This window comes from Methylibium sp. Pch-M (assembly GCF_004136295.1).
Taxonomy (GTDB): domain Bacteria; phylum Pseudomonadota; class Gammaproteobacteria; order Burkholderiales; family Burkholderiaceae_C; genus Methylibium; species Methylibium petroleiphilum.
In genome coordinates this window covers 1,437,369-1,456,422 of the sequence record NZ_CP029606.1, presented here as the reverse complement: position 1 = coordinate 1,456,422, position 19,054 = coordinate 1,437,369, and the positions used below count along the sequence as shown (strand labels likewise).

Here is a 19,054-nt window from a genome sequence, read left to right as displayed (position 1 = left end):
ATCACTTCTTGCTGGGTTGCTTGTTGCCGGCCACCGGGCCGGCGAAGGTCATCACTTCCTCGAGCACCGGTGCGTCGCTCGGCAACGCGCCGGGGACGGCGGTTCGCACCTGGTACACCCCGCCGGGAACGGTGCTGGCCAGCACGAAGGTGTAGCGCTTCTGCGCATACGTCTCGAAGCGGGCGCGCAGCGGATCGGTCTCGTAGGGCGTGAGGCTGACCTCCTGCGCGTCGACCTCCCTGCCCTCGTAGCTGACCTTGGTGTCGCGCACCTTCGCTTCGTCGACCATCGTCATGCGGATGCGCTTGCGAAAGTAGCCCGACTTGCCCTTGGTCACGCGCTCCATCTCGCGGATGTCACGCTCGAGGAAGTAAAGGATCACCGGATTGGCCTGCGCTTCCTCGATCTCGGGCAGGGCCATCTTGCGCTCGCCCGTGAGGAAGCTGCCCTGCACCGTGCAGCAGACCTTACCCTTGAGTTTCACGTCGATGCGCACCTCGTCCTCGAAGCCCGGTTCGAGCGAGCCCGATCTCACATAGGTGTAGTGCAGCGAGGCGGGCGCCTTGACGTTGGCCAGCTGATGTTCGACGAACACCAGTTTCTCGGCGAGCGAGAACTCGCTCGGATCGGCGGCAAGGACGGGGACGGCCGTCAGGCCGAACAGGGCCGACAGCAACAGCGGTGCGACCGTGCGGCGCGGTGGGCGGGTGAGCGCCAGGATCATGGTTTCTCCAGTTCGGCCGCGAGTTCGCGGGCCTGTTTCGCGTCGAGCGCCGCGAGGCGCGCGACGGCATTGCGTGATTCGCGCAGCTGGCCCTGGCGCTTGTAGACCTGGGCGAGCCGGGCCCAGCTGCGGTTGTAGGTCGGATCGATCTCCACGCTGCGCTGGAAGGCGCGGATGGAGGGCTCGGGCTGGTGCAGGCCCTCGAAGGCGACGCCCAGCAGGTAGGGCGCCTCCGGATCGTCGCCGGCCTCCTGTTGCCAGCGGTCGGCCAGCTGGGCGAGTGCCGCCCATTGCTGGCCCTGCTCCAGCGCGGCGGCCTGCAGGAAGTAGGGCTGCTCGGAGTCCGGCTGCTCCCAGAAGCTCTTGCCGGCCAGCGGGGCGACGGCGTTGTAGGGCAGCTCGTCGTTGAGCTGCGCGAGCACCCAGTCGGCGGGCGCGGCGAAGTAGTGGCGGGCGCCGCCGCGCAGACGGAAGGTCAGGATGCCGACCAGCGCACCGTCGGCGTTGAACAGCCCACCACCGCTGGCGCCCGAGCTGAACCAGTTGCTGCTCTGCACGATCTGGCTGCCGGACCAGTGGTGCAGGGCCACCACGTCGCCCTCGCTGAGCTGGATGCCCACCCCGCCGGTGTAGCCCATCGCCAGCACCTGCTGCCCGGGGTGCAGCGAGGCCGCGCGCGCGATCGGGACGGCATCGCCCTCCAGCCGCGGGACCTGCAGCAGACACAGGTCGCGGAGCATGTCGGCGGCCTGCAGATTGGCCGTCCAGCGCACGCCGCCCTTCACCACGTTCACACGCACCGCGTGGCGCGTCACATGGCAATTGGTCACCACCCTGCCGGGGCCGACGATCACGCCGGAACCGAGCTGCAGACCGCCCGCGGCGCTGACCGCCTCGATCTTCAGCACGCTCGGCGCCAGCCGGATCAGCGCGGCGCGGTCGATGTCGGCCCGCGCGCCGGGCGGCAGGCCCAGCAGCCAGGCCGCTGCGAAGAGGAGGGACAGCCGACGCATGGAGCCTGCAACTTCACTCGGCGGCGGGACCGGCGGCTCACTGCCGCGCGGTCGCTGCCGGTTCGTTGTCCAGCAGAGGCACGTTGAAGTCGCGCAGGATGGCGGTGATCTCGGGCCGCAGCTTCTCGATCAGCGTCTCGATCTGCTGCTTCCACTCGCGTTCGCCATAGCGCACGCCCATCGCCATCTGAAAGTCGAACTTGACGCCCGGCTCCGAGCGCATCGGCACGACCACCAGTTGCGGTTGCTGCACCTGCTTCGCGAAGTAGCCGCCGATCGGCCCCCACACGATCGCGGCGTCGATCTTGCCGGCGGAGAGGTCCTTCTCGATGATCTCGCCCGGGTACTGCTTCGGGTCCGCGTTCATGATCTGGTAGGGCACGCCCTGCTCGACCAACTGGTGCTTGTTCAGCCACTCCGATGCCGGCGAACGGTCGTAGATGCCGATGCGCAGCTTCTCGAGCTTCGCGCGGTCGAGCTGGAGGAAGTCGTCGATCGACTTCACGCCGTCGAGGCCCTTGCCCGGCGCGTAGACGAGCGCGTAGGTCGACCGGTAGTAGGGCTTGGTGGCGGACACCTGGTCGTAGCCGGCCGGCACGCCCATGATGATGTCGCAGCGGAAATCCTCGCCCGGCAACTTGTAGCGCAGCGTGTTGCGCACGAAGGCCAGGCGCTGCGGGAAGGAGTAGTACTCGACCGGCAGTCCGAGCTCCTTGGCGAACAGCTCGGCGATCTTGTTCTCATAGCCCTGCCCGTCGAGGCTGGAGAAGGGCAGGTTGTTCGGATCCTGGCAGACGCGGAAGGCCTTGCGCGGCGGCGGCTCCTGCGCAGCGGCCGGCACGGCGGCGCCGGTCAGCGCCGCCAGGGCCAGCACGCCGGCGGCGACGGCTTCGCGTCGTGCAGCGCGCGTCATTGGATCTCTTCGACCTTGGAGCGGGTGATCGCGCCGTCGGAGCGACCCTTCAGGTAGGCATACAGATGGTCCATGTTGTCCATCACCTGCGGGCTGCTGCCGAAGCTCTGCATGCCCTTGTCGAGGCGGCCGTCACGGACCGTCTTGACGAAATCGTCCTTGCTCAGGGTCTTCAGGCTGGCGATCAGCGACGGGCCGACCATGCCCTCCTGGTTGGCACCGTGGCAGCGGTCGCAGGCGGCAGCACGCCAGGTGCGGAAGCCCTTCATCGTGTTGGCATCGACCTTGTAGCCATCGACAACCTTGTAGAGCGGCTTGTCCTGTGCGGACGCCAGCGGGGCCACGCTGCCCAGGGCAACGGCGGCGAGAGAGACAAGCAGGCTATTCAGTCGGAACATCATGATCAACTCAGGGAAGTAAAAGACTCTCATTGAACGACAAGGGGATGGCGAGCGTTGACCGTTCACCATCCCCGCAACACACCTTTCGTGAGGGGCTCGTGCCCCGTCACGAAACTAACGCTTGCAGATCAGTTCGGCAGTGCAAAGACCGTCAGGGAGCCGCCGAGTTCCGTGTACGAATTCAGCTCCTTGTAGCCGCCCACCGCACCCAGGCCGTCGGTGTCCTTCTCGAGACCTGCTGCCATGCCGATGCCGGCCCAGCCGCCAATGCCCGAGAACACGCCCATGTACTGCTTGCCCTTGTGCTCGTAGGTGAACACGTTGCCGATGATGCCGGACGGGGTCTTGAACTTGAACAGTTCCTTGCTGATGTCCTTGGCATCGACGCACTTCATGTAGCCTTCCAGCGTGCCGTAGCAGCTCAAGCCACCCGCGGTGTTGAGCGAACCGCTCCACACCGAGAACTTCTCGGCCTTGCTCTGCACGATCTTGCCGGTGCCCGCGTCCCAGGTGATGTAGTTGCCCATGCCACCGTGGCTGCCCGGAGCCGGGAACATCGACAGCGTGGCACCCACGTACGGCTGGCCTGCGGTGTACTCGACCTTGAACGGCTCGTAGTCCATGCAGACGTGGTTCGTCGGCACGTAGAAGAGCTTGGTGTTCGGGTCGAACGAGGCCGGCTGCTGGTCCTTCGAGCCCAGCGCCGCCGGGCAGATGCCCTTGGTGTTGACGTCAGGTCCGTTCTGCGCCGTCGAGTACTGCTTCAGCACCTGCGGGCGGCCCGTCTTCATATCGACGTGCGAGGCCCAGTTCACCTTCGGGTCGTACTTCTCGGCCACGAGCAGTGCACCGTTGGTGCGGTCCAGCGTGTACGCGAAGCCGTTGCGGTCGAAGTGCACCAGCGCCTTGGTCGGCTTGCCCTTCACGTTGATGTCCGCGAGGATCATCTCGTTGATGCCGTCGAAGTCCCACTCGTCGAACGGGGTCATCTGGTAGACCCACTTCGCCACGCCGGTGTCGACGTCACGCGCGAAGATGGTCATCGACCACTTGTTGTCGCCGGGGCGCTGCGACGGGTTCCAGGTCGACGGGTTGCCGGTCCCGTAGTACATCAGGTTCAGCGCCTTGTCGTAGCTGTACCAGCCCCAGGTGGTGCCGCCACCGATCTTCCACTGGTCGCCCTTCCAGGTCTTCAGCGACGAGTCGGGGCCCACGGGCTTGACCGCGCCATCGGTCCAGGTGGTGGTCTTGACCGGGTCGATCAGCATCTCGGCGTCAGGGCCCACGCTGTAGCCCTTCCAGGCCGGCTTGCCGTCCTTCAGGTTGTAGGCGGCGATGAAGCCGCGCACACCCCATTCACCGCCGGAGATGCCGGTGATGACCTTGTCCTTGAAGACGTGCGGAGCGTTGGTGTTCACGGCGCCGAGCTTCGGATCACCGTTCTTCACGCTCCATACCACCTTGCCCGACTTGGCGTCCAGGGCCACGAGGTTGGAGTCGGCCTGCTGCAGGATGACCTTGCCTTCGGCATAGGCCAGACCGCGGTTCACGGTGTCGCAGCACATCTGCGGGATGACCGCCGGATCCTGCTTCGGCTCGTACTTCCAGAGAATCTTCTGGGTGTTCAGGTCGATCGCGAACACCTTGTTCGGGAACGGCGAATGCAAGTACATCGTGCCGTCGATGACCAGCGGCGAGCCTTCGTGGCCGCGCAGCACGCCGGTGGAGAAGGTCCACGCGACCTGCATCTTGCCGACGTTGCTCTTGTTGATCTGGTCGAGCTTGCTGTAACGCTGGTTGAACATGTCACCAGCCTGCATGGCCCAGTTCTTGGGGTTGGCAATGTTCTTCTCGACGTCCGCATTCGCTTGCACGACTGCAGGGATCGCGAGCAGCGCCAATCCGAGGGGGCGCATCAGGCGCCAACCCGAATGCTTAGAAACTTTCATCGTCGTCTCCGTAGTTGGAATGAGTGGGTACAGCTTTGGGTTTGCTCCGTAGCGCTCCCCGACTCTTTTGTAGTCCTGACGTGAGGCACCGAGTACCTAGGACAGACCCTGACCGACCCGGTTCGGGCGGACCCGCCTGACTCAGAATGGCGCAGACACTAGGGGTTGCCCGAGGCTGAACGCAAATAAATCGGCCGGGAACGGGCATTGCGGTGCGCGTGTCGGCGTGACGTGGCCGCGTTCAGCGAGCGAGCGGTGCGTGTGTGCAGCGATGCCCGCTGCATTGGCGCGTTGCCGACACGGCGCACCCACGCGCGATGCGCGCGCCTCGCCTCGTCAAACGGAAGCGTCGCCTTGGGAGTCGAAGGCCGCGTCGGGCCAGTGCCGCGCCTGGAGCGGCGGCAACGCAGCCTCGCAGCCGAGCATCGCACCGTCGCACTCGTCGCCGCGAGACAGCGCGCCGACGTCCGGGCCGTCGATCCGGCCCCGCCGACACCAGCGCCGCACGTCGGCCACCCATTCATCATCATTCGCCATCCGACCGCTCCGTCATTGCCCGGAACGCCGGACCCTGGGTGCATCGTCCGCCCGTGGCGCCATCGCGGCAATCGGCCGACAGAGCAGGTCTCTGTAGGACGGGGCCTACAGACCGGCGTGCGCGGTCCGGGGTGCTTCCGCGGTCGACCGCACCAGACACCAGTGCCGCTCCGCCTTGTCCGAGTGCTGGCCGCAACGCTTGAGCTCGTCATCCGGTGCGTGCAGCGCCGGAGATGCCGTGGCGGACGCCTCGGTGGGGCTCGCGCCGCCCACCCCGATCACGAAGGCCGACAGCAGGCCGATGGCGAGCGCGCCGGCGGTGGCGGTGAGACGGTGCAGCCAGGCCGGCATGCCGGAGGGGCGGACCGAGGCGGCACGGCGATCGCGTGAGGAATCGGTTGTGCGTGTGTTCAAGGCGAGGCTCCAGGCTGGCCGCGGCGGCTGCCGACTCCCTCCAGCGGACGCATGGTGGCGGTGCGGCCGGGCGCCTGCCATCGGCCGGCGCAGCGACGACTTGTCGGACGGCGCCTACAAACCCGGTGCCTGCGGCGCTTCGCACGCCCGTGGAGCGCGAACTCCGGAAGAACCGGGCCACAATTCGCAACCAACCTGGTTCTCGATGAGTTCGACGCCACCGCCCCCCGTCAAGACCGCTCTGGGTCACGAAGAACTGCGCCAGCGCACGCGCACGTTCAGCCAGCGCCACCGCACCGTGCTGCTGCTGGTCGACGGCAAGCGCCTGCAGGACGAGGTGCTCGCGCTGGCGTTGAAGGCCGGGGTGGCCCCGAACTTTTTCGACGAGCTGGTGGCCGCCGGGCTGGTCGACCTGCAGGAACCGGTGTCGGAGGCCGAGGTCGCCGTCGCCCCTGCGAGCGAACCGGACGTCGTGGCGGGCATCGCGTCGGGCGGGGCCGAGGTGGCGGCAGCCGCCGAGCCGCCGGTGGTCGACCGGACCGACCTGGACGAGGCGGTCTTCCACGACGTGGTGCTGGGGGTCGAGGTGCCGGAGCGGCCCGAGATGCCGGAGCCGGCGCCCTTGACCGACCCCCAAGGCGGCCGTGCCGAGGCCCGTCCCGAGCCGAGTTTCGAGGACAGCGTGCCGGTGCCGCTGGTGCTGCCGGCCGGCAGCGCAGAGGCCTTGCCGGTGCGTCCCGCCCGGGTCAAGTTTGCCGCGCCGCTGTACCAGCCGCCACCGCCGCGGCCGGCCGGCACCGAGCGGCGGAGCACCGCCCCGCGGCTGACACCGGCGCCTTCGCTGCTCGCGCGCCGTGCCGGCGAGGGTGGGGTGCTGCGCGACGAGCCCAAGCCGGCGCCCGTCGACGAGGAACCCATGCTGGCCGAGGTGCGCAGCCTGCTGATCGGCACCTTGCTGGTGGACGGCCCGGTCAGCAGTTCGCTCACGGTGCTGCGCGTCGGCCGTGCGCGCGACCGCTACGAGCTGATCGGGTTGGTGTGGCAGATCGAGCGCGCGCTGGTCACGGCGCGCCGGCCGGTCGAGGCCATGAGCCGGCTGCGCCGCGCCCGCGAACTGCTGGGCCTGGGCAATACCGTCGTCGACGAAGACACGAAGCCTGGTTCCAGCACCCTCTGACGACGAAGCCGCCCCGGCCATGACCCTGCTTGCGATCGATATCGGCAACACGCGCCTGAAGTGGGCGCTGTATGCCTCGGCCGTGCCCGGCAGTGAGCCCGTGGCCCACGGTGCGCGCTTCCTCGAGACCATCGACCAGCTCGGCGAGGCCGAATGGGCCGGCCTGGCGCCGCCGCCGCGCCACGTGCTCGGCTGCTGCGTCGCCAGCGACTCGGTGCGCCACCGCGTCGAGGAGCAACTGGAGCTGTGGGACGTGGCGCCGCGCTGGGTGGTGCCGGGCGCGGCCGAGGCCGGCGTGACCAACGGCTACGACCACCCCATGCGCCTGGGCAGCGACCGCTGGGTGGCGCTGATCGGCGCGCGTGCGCGCGTGCTGGCCGCCGGCGCGCGCCGGCCGGTGCTGGTGGTGATGGCCGGCACCGCAGTCACGGTCGACGCGCTCGATGCCGAAGGCCGCTTCCTCGGCGGGCTGATCCTGCCCGGCCACGGCATCATGCTGCGCGCGCTGGAAGCCGGCACGGCCGGCCTGCGGGTGCCCACCGGCGAGGTGCGCGAGTTCCCGACCAACACCAGCGACGCGCTGACCAGCGGCGGCAACTTCGCCATCGCCGGCGCCATCGAGCGCATGCACCGCCATCTGCAGCAGCGCTGCGGCGAGCCGCCGCTGTGCATCGTCACCGGCGGCGCGGGCTGGAAGGTGGTGCCGGCGCTGACCATCGATCACGAACTGATCGACACCCTGATCTTCGACGGCCTGTTGACCATCGCCGCGCAGCGCGGCTGAGAAGCCCCGCTCAGAGGATGAAGCGGGACAGATCCTCGTCGATCGCCAGCGCCCCGAGCTTGCGGTCCACGTAGGCCGCGTCGATCGCGATCGTCTGGCCGCCCAGGTTCGGCGCGTCGAAGCTCACCTCGTCGAGCAGGCGCTCCATCACCGTCGACAGGCGGCGCGCGCCGATGTTCTCGGTGCGCTCGTTGACGTCGAAGGCGATCTGCGCCAGCCGGCGCACGCCTTCGGGCCGGAAGTCGAGCGTGACACCCTCGGTGCCCAGCAGCGCCTGGTACTGGCGCACCAGGCTGGCGTGGGTCTGGGTCAGGATCGCCTCGAAGTCCTCGACCCGCAGCGAGCCCAGCTCCACCCGGATCGGGAAACGTCCCTGCAGCTCCGGAATCAGGTCGCTCGGGCGCGCCAGGTGGAAGGCGCCCGAGGCGATGAACAGGATGTGATCGGTCTTGACCGTGCCGTGCTTGGTGCTGACCGTCGTGCCCTCCACCAGCGGCAGCAGGTCGCGCTGCACGCCCTGGCGCGAGACCTCGGCGCCGCCGGCACCGTCGCTGCGCGACGTGACCTTGTCGATCTCGTCGATGAAGACGATGCCGTTCTGCTCGGCACTGGCCAGCGCCTGCGTCTTGATCTCGTCCTCGTTGACCAGCTTGGCCGCTTCCTCGTCGACCAGCAGCTTCAGCGCCTCGGCGATCTTGAGCTTGCGGGTCTTGCGCCGCGTCTGGCCCAGGCTTGCGAACATGCCCTTGAGCTGCTCGGCCATGTCTTCCATGCCGGGCGGGCCCAGCAGTTCGACGGCGGGGCGCGGTTCGGCGAGTTCGAGCTCGATCTCCTTGTCGTCGAGCGTGCCCTCGCGCAGCCGCTTGCGGAAGGTCTGGCGCGCCGTGCTGTCGGCCGGGGTGGGGGCCGGCGAGGTGGTGCTCAGCCCGAAGCCGGCGCCGGCATGGGCGGGCGGCGGCAGCAGCACGTCGAGGATGCGCTCCTCGGCCGCGTCCTCGGCGCGGGCGCGGTGGGCCCGGATCGCGGCTTCGCGCGTCTGCTTGACGGCCAGGTCGACCAGGTCGCGGATGATCGAGTCGACATCCTTGCCGACGTAGCCGACCTCGGTGAACTTGGTGGCCTCCACCTTGATGAAGGGCGCGTCGGCCAGCTTCGCGAGGCGGCGCGCGATCTCGGTCTTGCCGACGCCGGTGGGCCCGATCATCAGGATGTTCTTCGGCGTGATCTCCGGGCGCAGCTTGTCGTCCACCTGCTGGCGGCGCCAGCGGTTGCGCAGCGCGATCGCGACGGCGCGCTTGGCGTCCTGCTGGCCGACGATGTGGCGGTCCAGCTCGGACACGATCTCCCGTGGGGTCATCGCGCTCACTTGCTTGCGGGCTCCATGTCGGTCAGCACCTCGATGGTGTGGTGCTGGTTGGTGTAGATGCACAGGTCGCCGGCGATCTCGAGCGACTTCTTGACCATCTCGGCCGGACCGAGCGTCGTGTGGGCCAGCAGCGCACGCGCGGCCGCCTGCGCGTAGGCGCCGCCCGAGCCGATCGCGACGATGCCGTGCTCGGGCTCCAGCACGTCGCCGTTGCCGGTGATGATCAGCGAGGTGTCGCGGTCGGCGACCGCGAGCATGGCCTCGAGCCGGCGCAGCACGCGGTCGGTGCGCCAGTCGCGGGTCAGGTCGATCGCGGCGCGCACCAGGTTGCCCTGGTGCTTCTCGAGCTTGCCCTCGAAGCGCTCGAACAGCGTGAAGGCGTCGGCCGTCGCCCCGGCGAAGCCGGCCAGTACCTGCTCCTTGTAGAGCCGGCGCACTTTGCGCGCCGAGGCCTTGACGACGATGCTGCCGAGCGTCACCTGACCATCGCCGCCCAGGGCGACCTCCCGGCCGCGGCGTACGCTGAGGATGGTGGTGCCGTGGTAGGAATCCATGGGAAAGCAGTTGAAGGCAGAGACGGGGGCTTCAAGCCCGGGATCTGGCGGCGAGCGATCCGCGGCGCCGGCTGCATTCGTGCAGTCCGGCGGGCGTGACGCTCAGAGGTTGCGCACCTTCACGCGCGCATGCTCGTTGATGCCCATTGCGTTGAAGAACAGGCCCAGCAGGCGATGGGCGTCCTCGAAATGGACGAGGCGGTTCTCGTTGCGGCGGTGCAGCACCCAGTTGAGCAGGTCGCCGGCTGCGACGAAGTCCATGCGGATCAGTCGCGCGCAGTTGACGCTGACGACCGTGGAGTTGCCGAGCTGGGATTCGAGCCGCTGCAGCACGCTGCCGATGTCGCCGACCAGCTGGCCCGACAGTTCGACCGCCGCGGTGCGCACACCGCCGGCCTCCTCGAGCACCTGCGACTCCGCGAAGCCGCTCGTCGCGTCGCTGGTCACCATCGAGCGCGACGCGAGGGTCATGCCGCCGGCATCGGCCATCTTGACGACGCACAGCGACGCCTCCCACGACGGCGGCGACACCTCGTAGGTCACGCAGTAGTCGATCGCGATCTCGTCGAACTGGTCGGGCCGGTTGCACAGCCTCAGCGTCGCCAGGCGCAGCAGCCAGTAAGCCGGGTCGGCATCGCGCACGCCGGTGGGCGCGGCCTCGGCCAGCACCGAGAGCAACTGCTCGGCGCCGATCCAGCGCATCTGCAGCTTCTGCGTGCCCCAGTGGTGCATCAACTGGCTCAGCTCGCTGCAGGCCTGCGCGTCGATCCTGCGCAGCGGGCTCCAGTCCATCACCCACGGCATCGGAAGCTGCAGCGTCCTGGAGCGCAACAGCGCGACGCCTTCACCATCGAGCTGTTCCGGCGCGGCCCAGCCGATGCTGCCTTGGCTGCGCACCGCCTGCGCAGTGCTGGCCGCAGCCGCATTCTCGGCAGCCACCAGTTGGGGAATCGAGAACCACTGCGGCGCGGACCAGCCGAAGCGCTGCACGTAGTCGAGCGCCAGGCTCTCGAACGGGGGTTGCTGGCCGGTGGCACGGTACAGATCGAACAGCACGAGCCAGGTCTCGGCATGGTTCGCGCGTTCACCGTCGTCCGAGATGAGCCCGCGGATCGAGCGTTCGCAACCCTCGAACTCGGCATTGGCGAAGGAAATCACCGCCTCGTCGAGCTCGGGATCGTGGGCGATCTCGTTGACCTCGACGGCGAACGGGTTGCCGAAATCGGACATGCCCGGGCGCCCCAGGTGCACTGCCGGCGGTGCCGCGGACGCAGCGGGGGCGATGGAGGCTGGCGGCGCCATGACCGGCGCCGGCGGTGTGACCGGCGCGGCGGCGGGGGCCGCGTCCCAGGCGATGTGGCCGTCTTGCGGCGGCGTCGTGACGGCGGCGTCGAGCACCGGGATCGACGACACGCTGGCGGGGGGCGCGTCGGACGGCGGCGGAGCGCCCGCGCCGTCGATGTTGAACGGCTCGTTCATGGGCGCGGCCCGCTCGTCGAGCGCGCCCTGCACCGTCGAGGCGGTGTAGAACCCCGGGGGTTTCGTCGGGTTGGCGCGACGGGCGATCACCTCGCCTTCCATCTGCTGCTCGATCTCGTCGATCTTGGCCTTGACCGCCGCGTCGTCCGGACGCGCCACACTGTTGGAGCGCGATTGGTCGGAGTCGTCCAGGTCGGAGATCTGCAGGCCGGCCAGGCCGTCGGCCGGCAGGCCTTCGCGGCGGATCTTGCGCAGCATGTCGAACTCGCGCTTGCGCACGAAGTCGTTGCGCCGCTTGCGCTCGATCATCGCCTTGAGCTCGCTCTTGGCGTAGCCGCTCTGCAACGGCTCCTCGGTCCCGCCGGGCGTGTTGAGCTCGGTCCAGTCCGTCGCCGGATTGGCGACGAACTTCACCACCTTGCGGAAGAAGCTGGTGCCTCCGGCCTTGGGATCGGGGTCGACGTCGGCCATCGCGGCAGCGGGCTCGGGTTCGGAGAAGTAGAAGGACGAGGACGGGACGGTTCGCTCAGTCGCCGAACATCTTCTGCTTCATCTCGCGGCGCTGCTGCGCCTCGAGCGAGAGCGTCGCGGTCGGTCGGGCGAGCAGGCGGCCCAGGCCGATCGGCTCGCCGGTCTCGTCGCAGAAGCCGTAGTCGCCGGCCTCGATGCGGGCGATCGACTGCGAGATCTTCTTCAGCAGCTTGCGTTCGCGGTCGCGCGTGCGCAGCTCCAGCGCGTGCTCTTCCTCGATCGTCGCCCGGTCGGCCGGATCGGGCACGATCGACGTGTCCTCGCGCAGGTGCTCGGTGGTTTCGCCGGCGTTGTCGAGCAGGTCGTTGCGCTGCTGCATCAGCCGGGTCCGGAAGAACTCCAGCTGCTTGTCGTTCATGTACTCGCTGTCGGGCATCGACAACAGCTCGTCCTCGGTCAGGTCGCGGCCGGCCTTGGTCTTCCAGACGTTGGCGAGCTTCGGATCGATCTTGCGCGGCGGACGCGGCAGGTCGATGACATTGCTGGCCGGCGGCCGGCTCGGCGGCGGCAGCGGAATCGACGGCGGGTGGATGTCGGCCGGGGCGGCCACGGACTTGGAGGCGCGCAGCCGGGTGGCCGGCTTCGCCGGTGCCGGCGGAGGAGGCGCTTTGGGAGGGATCGACTGGCTCACGGACGGGGGCGTCGCTTTCTTGTCAAGGAGGGGCGCTGCCGGCTTGGCGGGCGCCTTCACGGCAGGAGGGGGCGGGGCGGGGGCCCGCTTCGGTGTCTTGGCGGCGGCCGCCGGAGCGGCGGCCTTCTTCGGAGCTTGCTTGGCGGCGGGCTTGGCCGGCGGTCGCTTCACCGCCGCCTTCGTCGGCGTCTTCGTCGCAGCGCCCTTCTTGGCGGGCGGCGACGCTGCCGCCTTCTTGGCGGTGGGGCGGGGGGCGGCCTTGGCCGGGGTCTTGCTCACAGCGGGGATCTCCTCACGGCGGCTTCACGTCTTCCTCACCCGGGCATGCTCTGTGGATGCCGTGCCCGGGTCAAGCGCCGCGCATTGTAGCGACGTGGTGTCGATGCCACGTGCGGCGCCGGGCGCCAGGGGCCGCTTCAGGCCAGACATTGCTCCAGCCCCTGGAGGAAGACGTCCTTCGGCAGGTCGATGCCGATGAACACCATCTTGCTGCCCCGGGTCTCCCCGGCCGCCCACAGCGGGCCGACGTCGCTGCCCATCAACTGGTGCACGCCCTGGAAGATGACCTTCTTGTCGAAGCCCTGCACCCGCAGCACGCCCTTGTAGCGCAACATCCTCGGACCGTAGACGTTGACCATGGTGCCGAGAAACTCCTCCAGCTTGGCCGGATTGAACGGGCGGTTGGAGCGGAACACGAAGCTCTTCACGTCGTCGTCGTGCGCGTGGTGGTGGCCGTGCGCGTGCGACGGGTGGTCGCAGTGCTCGCCGTGTTCATGGTCGTGATGGTGGTGCTCGTGGTCGTCGGCCTTCAGGAAATCGGGGTCGATGTCGAGCTTGGCGTTCAGGTTGAAGCCGCGCAGGTCGAACACGTCCTTCAGCGGGACCTCGCCGAAGTGCACCGCCTGCAGCGGCGCACGGGGGTTCATGTGCTTGAGGCGGTGGATCAGCGCGTCGGTCGCGTCCTTGGCGACCAGGTCGGTCTTGGACAGGAAGATCTGGTCGGCGAACCCCACCTGGCGGCGCGCCTCCTGCCGGTCGTCGAGCTGCTGGCCGGCGTGCTTGGCATCGACCAGCGTCAGGATCGAGTCCAGCAGGTAGCTCTCGGCGATCTCGTCGTCCATGAAGAAGGTCTGTGCGACCGGGCCGGGGTCGGCCAGGCCGGTGGTCTCGATCACGATGCGGTCGAAGTCGAGCTCGCCCTTGCGCTTCTTCGCAGCCAGGTCGGTCAGCGTCGCGCGCAGGTCCTCGCGGATCGTGCAGCAGATGCAGCCGTTGCTCATCTGGACGATCTGCTCCTTGCTGTCGGTCACGAGGATGTCGTTGTCGATGTTCTCCTCGCCGAACTCGTTCTCGATCACGGCGATCTTCTGGCCGTGGGCCTCCGAGAGCACGCGCTTGAGCAGGGTGGTCTTGCCGGAGCCGAGAAAGCCCGTGAGGATCGTGGCAGGTATCAGTGACATGGTGGACGCTCGGCCGTGTGAAGAGACTCGCACACATGAGGGTGGGCGACTGTCGATCAAGGTCCCGGGGCTGTCAAGCAAGCGGCAGGCCTGACCGGGGCGAGATGGTAGCTGCAGCGCGGGCCCGTCATGGCGCTGGGGTATTCTTGACGCTCCTCCACTCTTGGCACCGCCCGTGTCCGAGCCTCAACCAGGTCGACCTGCCCGCGCAGGCGACAAGGCAGCGCCCCACGCCGACAAGGCGGGCGACCGACGCAGCCTGTTCGAACGCGTCGTCGAGTTCCTCTCGCCCGGCCCGGATTCCAAGGACGAACTGATCGAGACGCTGGCCGACGCCGAGTTGCGCGAGCTGATCGAGCCGGAGTCGCGCATCATGCTCGAGGGCGTGCTGCGCATGGCCGACATGACCGCCGGCGACGTGATGGTGGCGGCGCCGCGCATGGACCTGCTGGACATCGGTGCCCCCTACGACGAGCTGCTGGAGGTGGTGATCGACACCGGCCACTCGCGCTTCCCGGTGTACGACGGCGAGCGCGACAACGTCATCGGCATCCTGATGGCCAAGGACCTGCTCAAGCTGCACCGGGCGCCCGAGCTGAACCTGCGCGCGCTGCTGCGCCCGGCGGTGTTCGTGCCCGAGACCAAGGGCCTGAACGAGCTGCTGCGCGACTTCCGCTCCAACCGCAACCACCTGGCCATCGTGATCGACGAGTTCGGCAAGACCGCCGGTCTGATCACCATCGAGGACGTGCTCGAGGAGATCGTCGGCGAGATCGAGGACGAGTTCGACGACAAGGACCACGACTCCGGCGTGTTCACGCTGGCCGACGGCAGCCAGCGCGTCGCCGGAGACGCCGGCATCGCCGAGGTCAACGCCGTGTTCGACACCACGCTGCCGGAAGACGACTTCGACACCATCGGGGGCCTGGTGGCGCACGAGCTCGGTCGCGTCATGCGCCGCGGCGAGACGGTCGACGTCGGCGGGCTGCGCTTCGCCGTGATGCTGGCACGCGGTGGCGCCGTTCGCTGGTTCAAGGTGACCCGCGCGGACGGCCCGCCGCCAGCGTCGCCGCCCGAGGCTTGACCCCGCTGTCCGCCCCGCCCGCCGCAGGTCGGCCCGGGGCGCCATGGCCGCTGGGGACCGAACTGCTGCTGATGGCCGTGGCGGGGGGCCTGCACGCCTTCGCGTTCGCGCCGCACGATGCCGGCTGGCTGCAGCTGGCGGCCGTGACCTGGCTGGCGTGGCGGGTGGGTGTGGCCCGCACGCCAGCGCGCGCGGCGGCGCTGGGCGGCAGCTTCTCGATCGCCTGGCTGGCCGGCGGCACCTGGTGGCTGTTCATCAGCCTGCACCGCTACGGCGGCCTGCCGGCCTGGCTGGCAGTGGCGGCGATCGCCCTGTTGTGCGCCTTTCTGTCGCTCTACCTCGCCGCGGCGATGGCCGCGTGGCATCGTTGGCGGCCCGTCAGTCCGTGGGGTGGCGCGCTGCTGTTCGCCGCGCTGTGGCTGCTGGCCGAGCTGGCGCGCGGCGTCGTCTTCACCGGTTTTCCCTGGGTCGCGGCCGGCTATGCGCACAGCGACAGCGCGCTGGCCGGGCTGGCGCCCTGGCTCGGCGTCTACGGCATCGGCGCGGTGTCGGCGGGCCTCGCCGCGCTGGCCGCAGCGGCGCTCGCCATCGCGGGGCCGGGCCGTTGGGCGCTGGCCGGTGCGGCCCTGGCCCTGTGGTGGCTGCCGCCGACGCTGCCGCCGCAGCACACCGAGCCCGCCGGCACGCTGTCGGTCGCGCTGCTGCAGGGCAACGTGGCGCAGGACGAGAAGTTCGCGCCCGAGCGCCAGCCCGAGGACCTGGTGTGGACGCTGCGAACGATGGTCGAGGCGCGCGCCGACCTCGTCGTCGCCCCGGAAACCGCGATCCCGCTGCTGCCCTCGCAACTGCCGGAGGGGCTGTGGGACGGGCTGCGCGCGGCCTTCGCCGACGGCGAACGTGCCGCGCTGGTCGGCCTGCCGCTCGGCGACCCGCAGGCCGGCTACACCAATTCGGTCGCCGGCCTGTCGCGCGCCGCTGCCGCCGGGCCCGGGGGCGCCTACCGCTACGACAAGCACCACCTCGTGCCGTTCGGCGAGTTCATTCCGCCCGGCTTCCGCTGGTTCGTCGACCTGATGAACATGCCGCTCGGTGACTTCAACCGCGGGCCGCTGGTGGCGCCGTCGTTCGCCGTGAAGGGAGAGCGGGTGGCGCCCAACATCTGCTACGAAGACCTGTTCGGCGAGGAGCTCGCGGCCCGCTTCGGCCCCGGCGGCGACGCGCCCACGGTGCTGGCCAACGTCAGCAACATCGCCTGGTTCGGCGAGTCGGTCGCGATCGACCAGCACCTGCAGATCTCGCGCCTGCGCGCGCTCGAACTGCAGCGGCCGATGATCCGCGCCACCAACACCGGCGCGACCGTCATCATCGACCACCGCGGCAAGGTCACCCGCTGGCTGGCGCCGCACACCCGCGGCGTGCTCGAGGGCACGGTGCAGGGGCGCAACGGGCTCACGCCGTTCGCGTGGTGGGCCGGACGCTACGGGCTGTGGCCGCCGCTGGGCCTGGCGCTGGCGATCGTGGCGCTGGCGGTGTGGCGTGGCCGCCGCACTCGCGGGGGCGATCCGGCCCGAATCTGAATCGGGTCTGAACCGCAGCTGAACAGCGCACTGCTGCGGTGCGTGGCGCCCTGGAGCGCGACTACAGTGCAAAGTCAGGAGAAATTCCCATGACATTGCGCTTGAAGTTTTCTGCGTTGATGATCTCTGCATTCGTGTGCTCGGCCGCTCATGCCGACCCGGCCGACTACATCTTCAGCCCGGTCGTCGAACACGGCGAACGCGAGATCGACAGCAAGGCCGGCATCGCCCGGGATCGCAACGGGCGCAGTTTCTGGGGCGGCAAGCTCGGCGTCGAGTACGGCTTCACGCCATGGTGGTCGAGCGAGGCCACCGTCAACTTCGGGCGGGAACTCGGCGAATCGACCCGCGTGCACTCGCTCGAGTGGGAGAACCGCTTCCAGTTCACCGACACCGGCGAGCAGCCCTACGAGATCGGCCTGCTGGTCGAGGTCGAGCGCGAGCGCGAGTCCTCCGAGGGCTATGAGCTGCGCTACGGGCCGCTGCTGCAGGCGAGCTGGGGTGCGGTGCAGGGCAACCTGAACCTGCTGTTCGAGCGCCGCCTGCATGCCGACGACGGGCACACGCCCACCGAGTTCGGCTACCAGTGGCAGGTGCGCGTGCAGGGAGATTCGGCCGTGGACTGGGGCGCCCAGGGCTTCGGGCACCTGGGGCGCTGGGATCACTGGGCGCCGCGATCGCAGCAATCGCACATCCTCGGCCCGGCGGTGTTCGCCCGGCTCGGCGACGACGACGAGGACCCGCAGGTGGAGGCCGGCCTGCTGTTCGGCACCGGCGGTGCGGCGCCTCGTGCCACGCTGCGTCTGCAGGCCATGGTGCCCTTCTGAGGCGCGCCGCTCCAGTCGGATTCGCGCACACTCCTCCGGTCCGCTGACCGCGAGGAGACGATGCGCGAGCCGAACGAAGCCGATGACGCTGCCGTTGCGAGGGCCCGCGCTGCCGACGCGGCACCACTGAGGTCGGTGGCCGGGCTGCCGGGGCCGCGGGGCTGGCCGCTGATCGGCAACCTGCTGCAGTTCGACCTGCCGCGACTGCACCGGCAGTTCGAGGACTGGGCCGATCGCCACGGCCCGACCTACCGCCTGCGCCTCGGCCGGCGCGAGGTGCTGGTGATCTCCGACGCGGAGACGATCGCCGCGCTGCTGCGCGACCGGCCCGACACCTGGCGGCGCATGCGGCCGATCGAGGCGGTGATCCGCGAGGCCGGCGGCCACGGCGTGTTCTCCGCCGAGGGCGACGACTGGCGGCGCCAGCGCCGGCTCGTGATGAGTGCTTTCGACCCCGGTCACCTGAAGCGCTTCTACCCATCGCTGCAGCGGGTGACCGAGCGGCTGAGGGTCTCGTGGTGCGAGGCGGCGCGACGCGGCGAGGCCATCGACCTGCAGGCCTCGCTGATGCGCTACACGGTGGACGTCACGACCGGCCTGGCCTTCGGCGTCGACCTGAACACGATCGAGGCTCCGCATCCGCTGCAGGAGCACCTGGACAAGTTGTTCCCGATGCTGTTTCGCCGCGTCAACCTGCCCTTTCCCTACTGGCATTACCTGAGGCTGCCGATCGACCGCGAGTACGACCGCCACCTGCGGCGCGTGCACGAGGCAGTGCGTGGCTTCGTGCAGGCCGCGAGGCAGCGCCTGCAGGACGAGCCGGCGCGCCGCGAGCGGCCGACCGACCTGCTGGAGGCGATGCTGGCCGCACGCGACGCCGACGGCAGTGCCTTGACCGAGGAAGAGGTGGCCGGCAATGTGCTGACCGTGCTGCTGGCCGGTGAAGACACCACGGCCAATACGCTGGGCTGGGCGATCTGGCTGCTGCACGAACATCCGGACGACTGGCGGGCGCTCGTCGCCGAGGTGGACGCCGCACTCGGCGATGCACGGTTGCCGCCGAGCTTCGACGCGGCCCGGGGCCTGGCCTCGATCGAGGCCAGCGTCGGCGAGGCGATGCGCCTCAAGCCGGTGGCGCCCTTGCTGTTCATGGAGGCCATCCGCGAGACGGCACTTGCCGGCTTCCGCCTGCCGCCCGGCGCCGTGGTGTTCTGTCTGATGCGGCGCGCGGCGCTCGATGCCCGGCTGGCCGAGGACGTGGCGGACTTCCGGCCGGGCCGCTGGCAAGACGGCGCAGAACGGGCCGTGCAGAAGGCCTCGATGCCGTTCGGCGCCGGCCCCCGCCTGTGCCCCGGCCGCTACCTCGCGCTGCTGGAGATGAAGATGGTGCTGGGCATGCTGGCGCGCAACTTCGAACTGCTCGAAGTCGGCCCCGAAGGCGGCGGGGTGCCGGGCGAGCGCATGGCCTTCACGATGTTCCCGGTCGGGCTGAAGATGCGGCTGGCGGAGCGGGTGCGGGGGTGATCGCACGGACCGCGGGCCGGCCGCGCAACCGGCAGCGCCGTGCCGCGTGCCGGCCGTCCTCGGCGCGCGAAGCGGCCACCTAGAATCCTGGCTCCGCCGCGGCGCTCCG

18 protein-coding genes are annotated in these 19,054 nt (G+C 69.5%); 6 read left to right on the top strand and 12 right to left on the bottom strand.

The window, feature by feature from the left end; genetic code table 11:
• Position 1: 1 nt before the first annotated feature.
• From C1M51_RS06865 to C1M51_RS06835, 7 genes are all read right to left on the bottom strand, one after another.
• Positions 2 to 724: a hypothetical protein gene (locus C1M51_RS06865; RefSeq protein ID WP_129448816.1), complete on the bottom strand. Its 723-nt coding sequence runs from the start codon at positions 722 to 724 to the stop codon at positions 2 to 4.
• The gene (locus tag C1M51_RS06860; RefSeq protein WP_129448815.1) at positions 721 to 1,737 is read right to left on the bottom strand and encodes a trypsin-like peptidase domain-containing protein; all 1,017 of its coding nucleotides are present in this window, start codon (positions 1,735 to 1,737) and stop codon (positions 721 to 723) included. Before C1M51_RS06860 ends, C1M51_RS06865 begins: the two co-directional genes overlap by 4 nt.
• Positions 1,738 to 1,774: 37 nt before the next feature.
• Positions 1,775 to 2,650, bottom strand: coding sequence for a substrate-binding domain-containing protein (locus C1M51_RS06855; protein WP_129448814.1), 876 nt, complete (start codon positions 2,648 to 2,650; stop codon positions 1,775 to 1,777).
• Positions 2,647 to 3,051 (bottom strand): cytochrome c, encoded by a 405-nt coding sequence (locus tag C1M51_RS06850; RefSeq protein WP_129448813.1) that lies wholly within the window; start codon positions 3,049 to 3,051, stop codon positions 2,647 to 2,649. Before C1M51_RS06850 ends, C1M51_RS06855 begins: the two co-directional genes overlap by 4 nt.
• A gap of 128 nt (positions 3,052 to 3,179) precedes the next feature.
• Positions 3,180 to 5,000, bottom strand: coding sequence for a methanol/ethanol family PQQ-dependent dehydrogenase (locus C1M51_RS06845; protein WP_129448812.1), 1,821 nt, complete (start codon positions 4,998 to 5,000; stop codon positions 3,180 to 3,182).
• A gap of 336 nt (positions 5,001 to 5,336) precedes the next feature.
• Positions 5,337 to 5,537, bottom strand: coding sequence for a hypothetical protein (locus C1M51_RS06840; RefSeq protein WP_129448811.1), 201 nt, complete (start codon positions 5,535 to 5,537; stop codon positions 5,337 to 5,339).
• A gap of 105 nt (positions 5,538 to 5,642) precedes the next feature.
• Positions 5,643 to 5,951 carry a hypothetical protein gene (locus tag C1M51_RS06835; protein ID WP_129448810.1) on the bottom strand — a complete coding sequence of 103 codons (309 nt, stop codon included), beginning with the start codon at positions 5,949 to 5,951 and terminating at the stop codon, positions 5,643 to 5,645.
• A gap of 205 nt (positions 5,952 to 6,156) precedes the next feature.
• On the opposite strand from C1M51_RS06835, the gene C1M51_RS06830 reads away from it, so the two are divergent.
• Together C1M51_RS06830 and C1M51_RS06825 are read left to right on the top strand one after the other, a co-directional pair.
• The gene (locus C1M51_RS06830; protein WP_129448809.1) at positions 6,157 to 7,128 is read left to right on the top strand and encodes a hypothetical protein; all 972 of its coding nucleotides are present in this window, start codon (positions 6,157 to 6,159) and stop codon (positions 7,126 to 7,128) included.
• Positions 7,129 to 7,147: 19 nt separating this feature from the next.
• On the top strand, positions 7,148 to 7,912 hold the full coding sequence (locus C1M51_RS06825; protein ID WP_129448808.1) for a type III pantothenate kinase: 765 nt from the start codon (positions 7,148 to 7,150) through the stop codon (positions 7,910 to 7,912).
• 10 nt (positions 7,913 to 7,922) lie between these two features.
• On the opposite strand, the gene hslU is transcribed toward C1M51_RS06825, so the two are convergent.
• The 5 genes from hslU to C1M51_RS06800 all read right to left on the bottom strand — a co-directional run bounded on the left by hslU (position 7,923) and on the right by C1M51_RS06800 (position 13,933).
• Complete coding sequence (gene hslU / locus C1M51_RS06820) at positions 7,923 to 9,278, bottom strand: ATP-dependent protease ATPase subunit HslU (RefSeq protein ID WP_129448807.1); 1,356 nt, start codon at positions 9,276 to 9,278, stop codon at positions 7,923 to 7,925.
• The gene (gene hslV / locus C1M51_RS06815) at positions 9,275 to 9,832 is read right to left on the bottom strand and encodes an ATP-dependent protease subunit HslV (RefSeq protein ID WP_129448806.1); all 558 of its coding nucleotides are present in this window, start codon (positions 9,830 to 9,832) and stop codon (positions 9,275 to 9,277) included. Before hslV ends, hslU begins: the two co-directional genes overlap by 4 nt.
• A gap of 102 nt (positions 9,833 to 9,934) precedes the next feature.
• Positions 9,935 to 11,782 carry an STAS domain-containing protein gene (locus C1M51_RS06810; RefSeq protein WP_129448805.1) on the bottom strand — a complete coding sequence of 616 codons (1,848 nt, stop codon included), beginning with the start codon at positions 11,780 to 11,782 and terminating at the stop codon, positions 9,935 to 9,937.
• A gap of 55 nt (positions 11,783 to 11,837) precedes the next feature.
• Positions 11,838 to 12,752 (bottom strand): RNA polymerase-binding protein DksA, encoded by a 915-nt coding sequence (gene dksA, locus C1M51_RS06805; protein ID WP_129448804.1) that lies wholly within the window; start codon positions 12,750 to 12,752, stop codon positions 11,838 to 11,840.
• 137 nt (positions 12,753 to 12,889) lie between these two features.
• Entirely contained in the window at positions 12,890 to 13,933 is a 1,044-nt protein-coding gene (locus C1M51_RS06800; RefSeq protein WP_011830960.1) for a GTP-binding protein, read from the bottom strand.
• A gap of 175 nt (positions 13,934 to 14,108) precedes the next feature.
• On the opposite strand from C1M51_RS06800, the gene C1M51_RS06795 reads away from it, so the two are divergent.
• From C1M51_RS06795 to C1M51_RS06780, 4 genes are all read left to right on the top strand, one after another.
• A complete protein-coding gene (locus C1M51_RS06795; RefSeq protein ID WP_129448803.1) occupies positions 14,109 to 15,017 on the top strand; it encodes an HlyC/CorC family transporter in 909 nt (302 codons plus the stop codon).
• On the top strand, positions 15,014 to 16,594 hold the full coding sequence (lnt, locus tag C1M51_RS06790; protein WP_129448802.1) for an apolipoprotein N-acyltransferase: 1,581 nt from the start codon (positions 15,014 to 15,016) through the stop codon (positions 16,592 to 16,594). The genes C1M51_RS06795 and lnt overlap by 4 nt, the downstream gene beginning before the upstream one ends.
• An 89-nt stretch (positions 16,595 to 16,683) precedes the next feature.
• Positions 16,684 to 17,421 carry a hypothetical protein gene (locus C1M51_RS06785; protein ID WP_129448801.1) on the top strand — a complete coding sequence of 246 codons (738 nt, stop codon included), beginning with the start codon at positions 16,684 to 16,686 and terminating at the stop codon, positions 17,419 to 17,421.
• A gap of 60 nt (positions 17,422 to 17,481) precedes the next feature.
• Positions 17,482 to 18,945 (top strand): cytochrome P450, encoded by a 1,464-nt coding sequence (locus tag C1M51_RS06780; protein WP_129448800.1) that lies wholly within the window; start codon positions 17,482 to 17,484, stop codon positions 18,943 to 18,945.
• Positions 18,946 to 19,054: the final 109 nt, after the last annotated feature.

What these genes read in the sequence shown, in the direction of transcription:
- C1M51_RS06855 (WP_129448814.1), bottom strand. Translation starts at nt 2,650, where the DNA reads ATGACGCGCGCTGCACGACGCGAAGCCGTCGCCGCCGGCGTGCTGGCC.
- C1M51_RS06845 (WP_129448812.1), bottom strand. Translation starts at nt 5,000, where the DNA reads ATGAAAGTTTCTAAGCATTCGGGTTGGCGCCTGATGCGCCCCCTCGGA.
- hslV (WP_129448806.1), bottom strand. Translation starts at nt 9,832, where the DNA reads ATGGATTCCTACCACGGCACCACCATCCTCAGCGTACGCCGCGGCCGG.
- C1M51_RS06840 (WP_129448811.1), bottom strand. Translation starts at nt 5,537, where the DNA reads ATGGCGAATGATGATGAATGGGTGGCCGACGTGCGGCGCTGGTGTCGG.
- C1M51_RS06785 (WP_129448801.1), top strand. Translation starts at nt 16,684, where the DNA reads ATGACATTGCGCTTGAAGTTTTCTGCGTTGATGATCTCTGCATTCGTG.
- C1M51_RS06860 (WP_129448815.1), bottom strand. Translation starts at nt 1,737, where the DNA reads ATGCGTCGGCTGTCCCTCCTCTTCGCAGCGGCCTGGCTGCTGGGCCTG.
- C1M51_RS06800 (WP_011830960.1), bottom strand. Translation starts at nt 13,933, where the DNA reads ATGTCACTGATACCTGCCACGATCCTCACGGGCTTTCTCGGCTCCGGC.
- C1M51_RS06830 (WP_129448809.1), top strand. Translation starts at nt 6,157, where the DNA reads ATGAGTTCGACGCCACCGCCCCCCGTCAAGACCGCTCTGGGTCACGAA.
- C1M51_RS06780 (WP_129448800.1), top strand. Translation starts at nt 17,482, where the DNA reads ATGCGCGAGCCGAACGAAGCCGATGACGCTGCCGTTGCGAGGGCCCGC.
- C1M51_RS06865 (WP_129448816.1), bottom strand. Translation starts at nt 724, where the DNA reads ATGATCCTGGCGCTCACCCGCCCACCGCGCCGCACGGTCGCACCGCTG.
- C1M51_RS06825 (WP_129448808.1), top strand. Translation starts at nt 7,148, where the DNA reads ATGACCCTGCTTGCGATCGATATCGGCAACACGCGCCTGAAGTGGGCG.
- C1M51_RS06810 (WP_129448805.1), bottom strand. Translation starts at nt 11,782, where the DNA reads ATGGCCGACGTCGACCCCGATCCCAAGGCCGGAGGCACCAGCTTCTTC.
- C1M51_RS06850 (WP_129448813.1), bottom strand. Translation starts at nt 3,051, where the DNA reads ATGATGTTCCGACTGAATAGCCTGCTTGTCTCTCTCGCCGCCGTTGCC.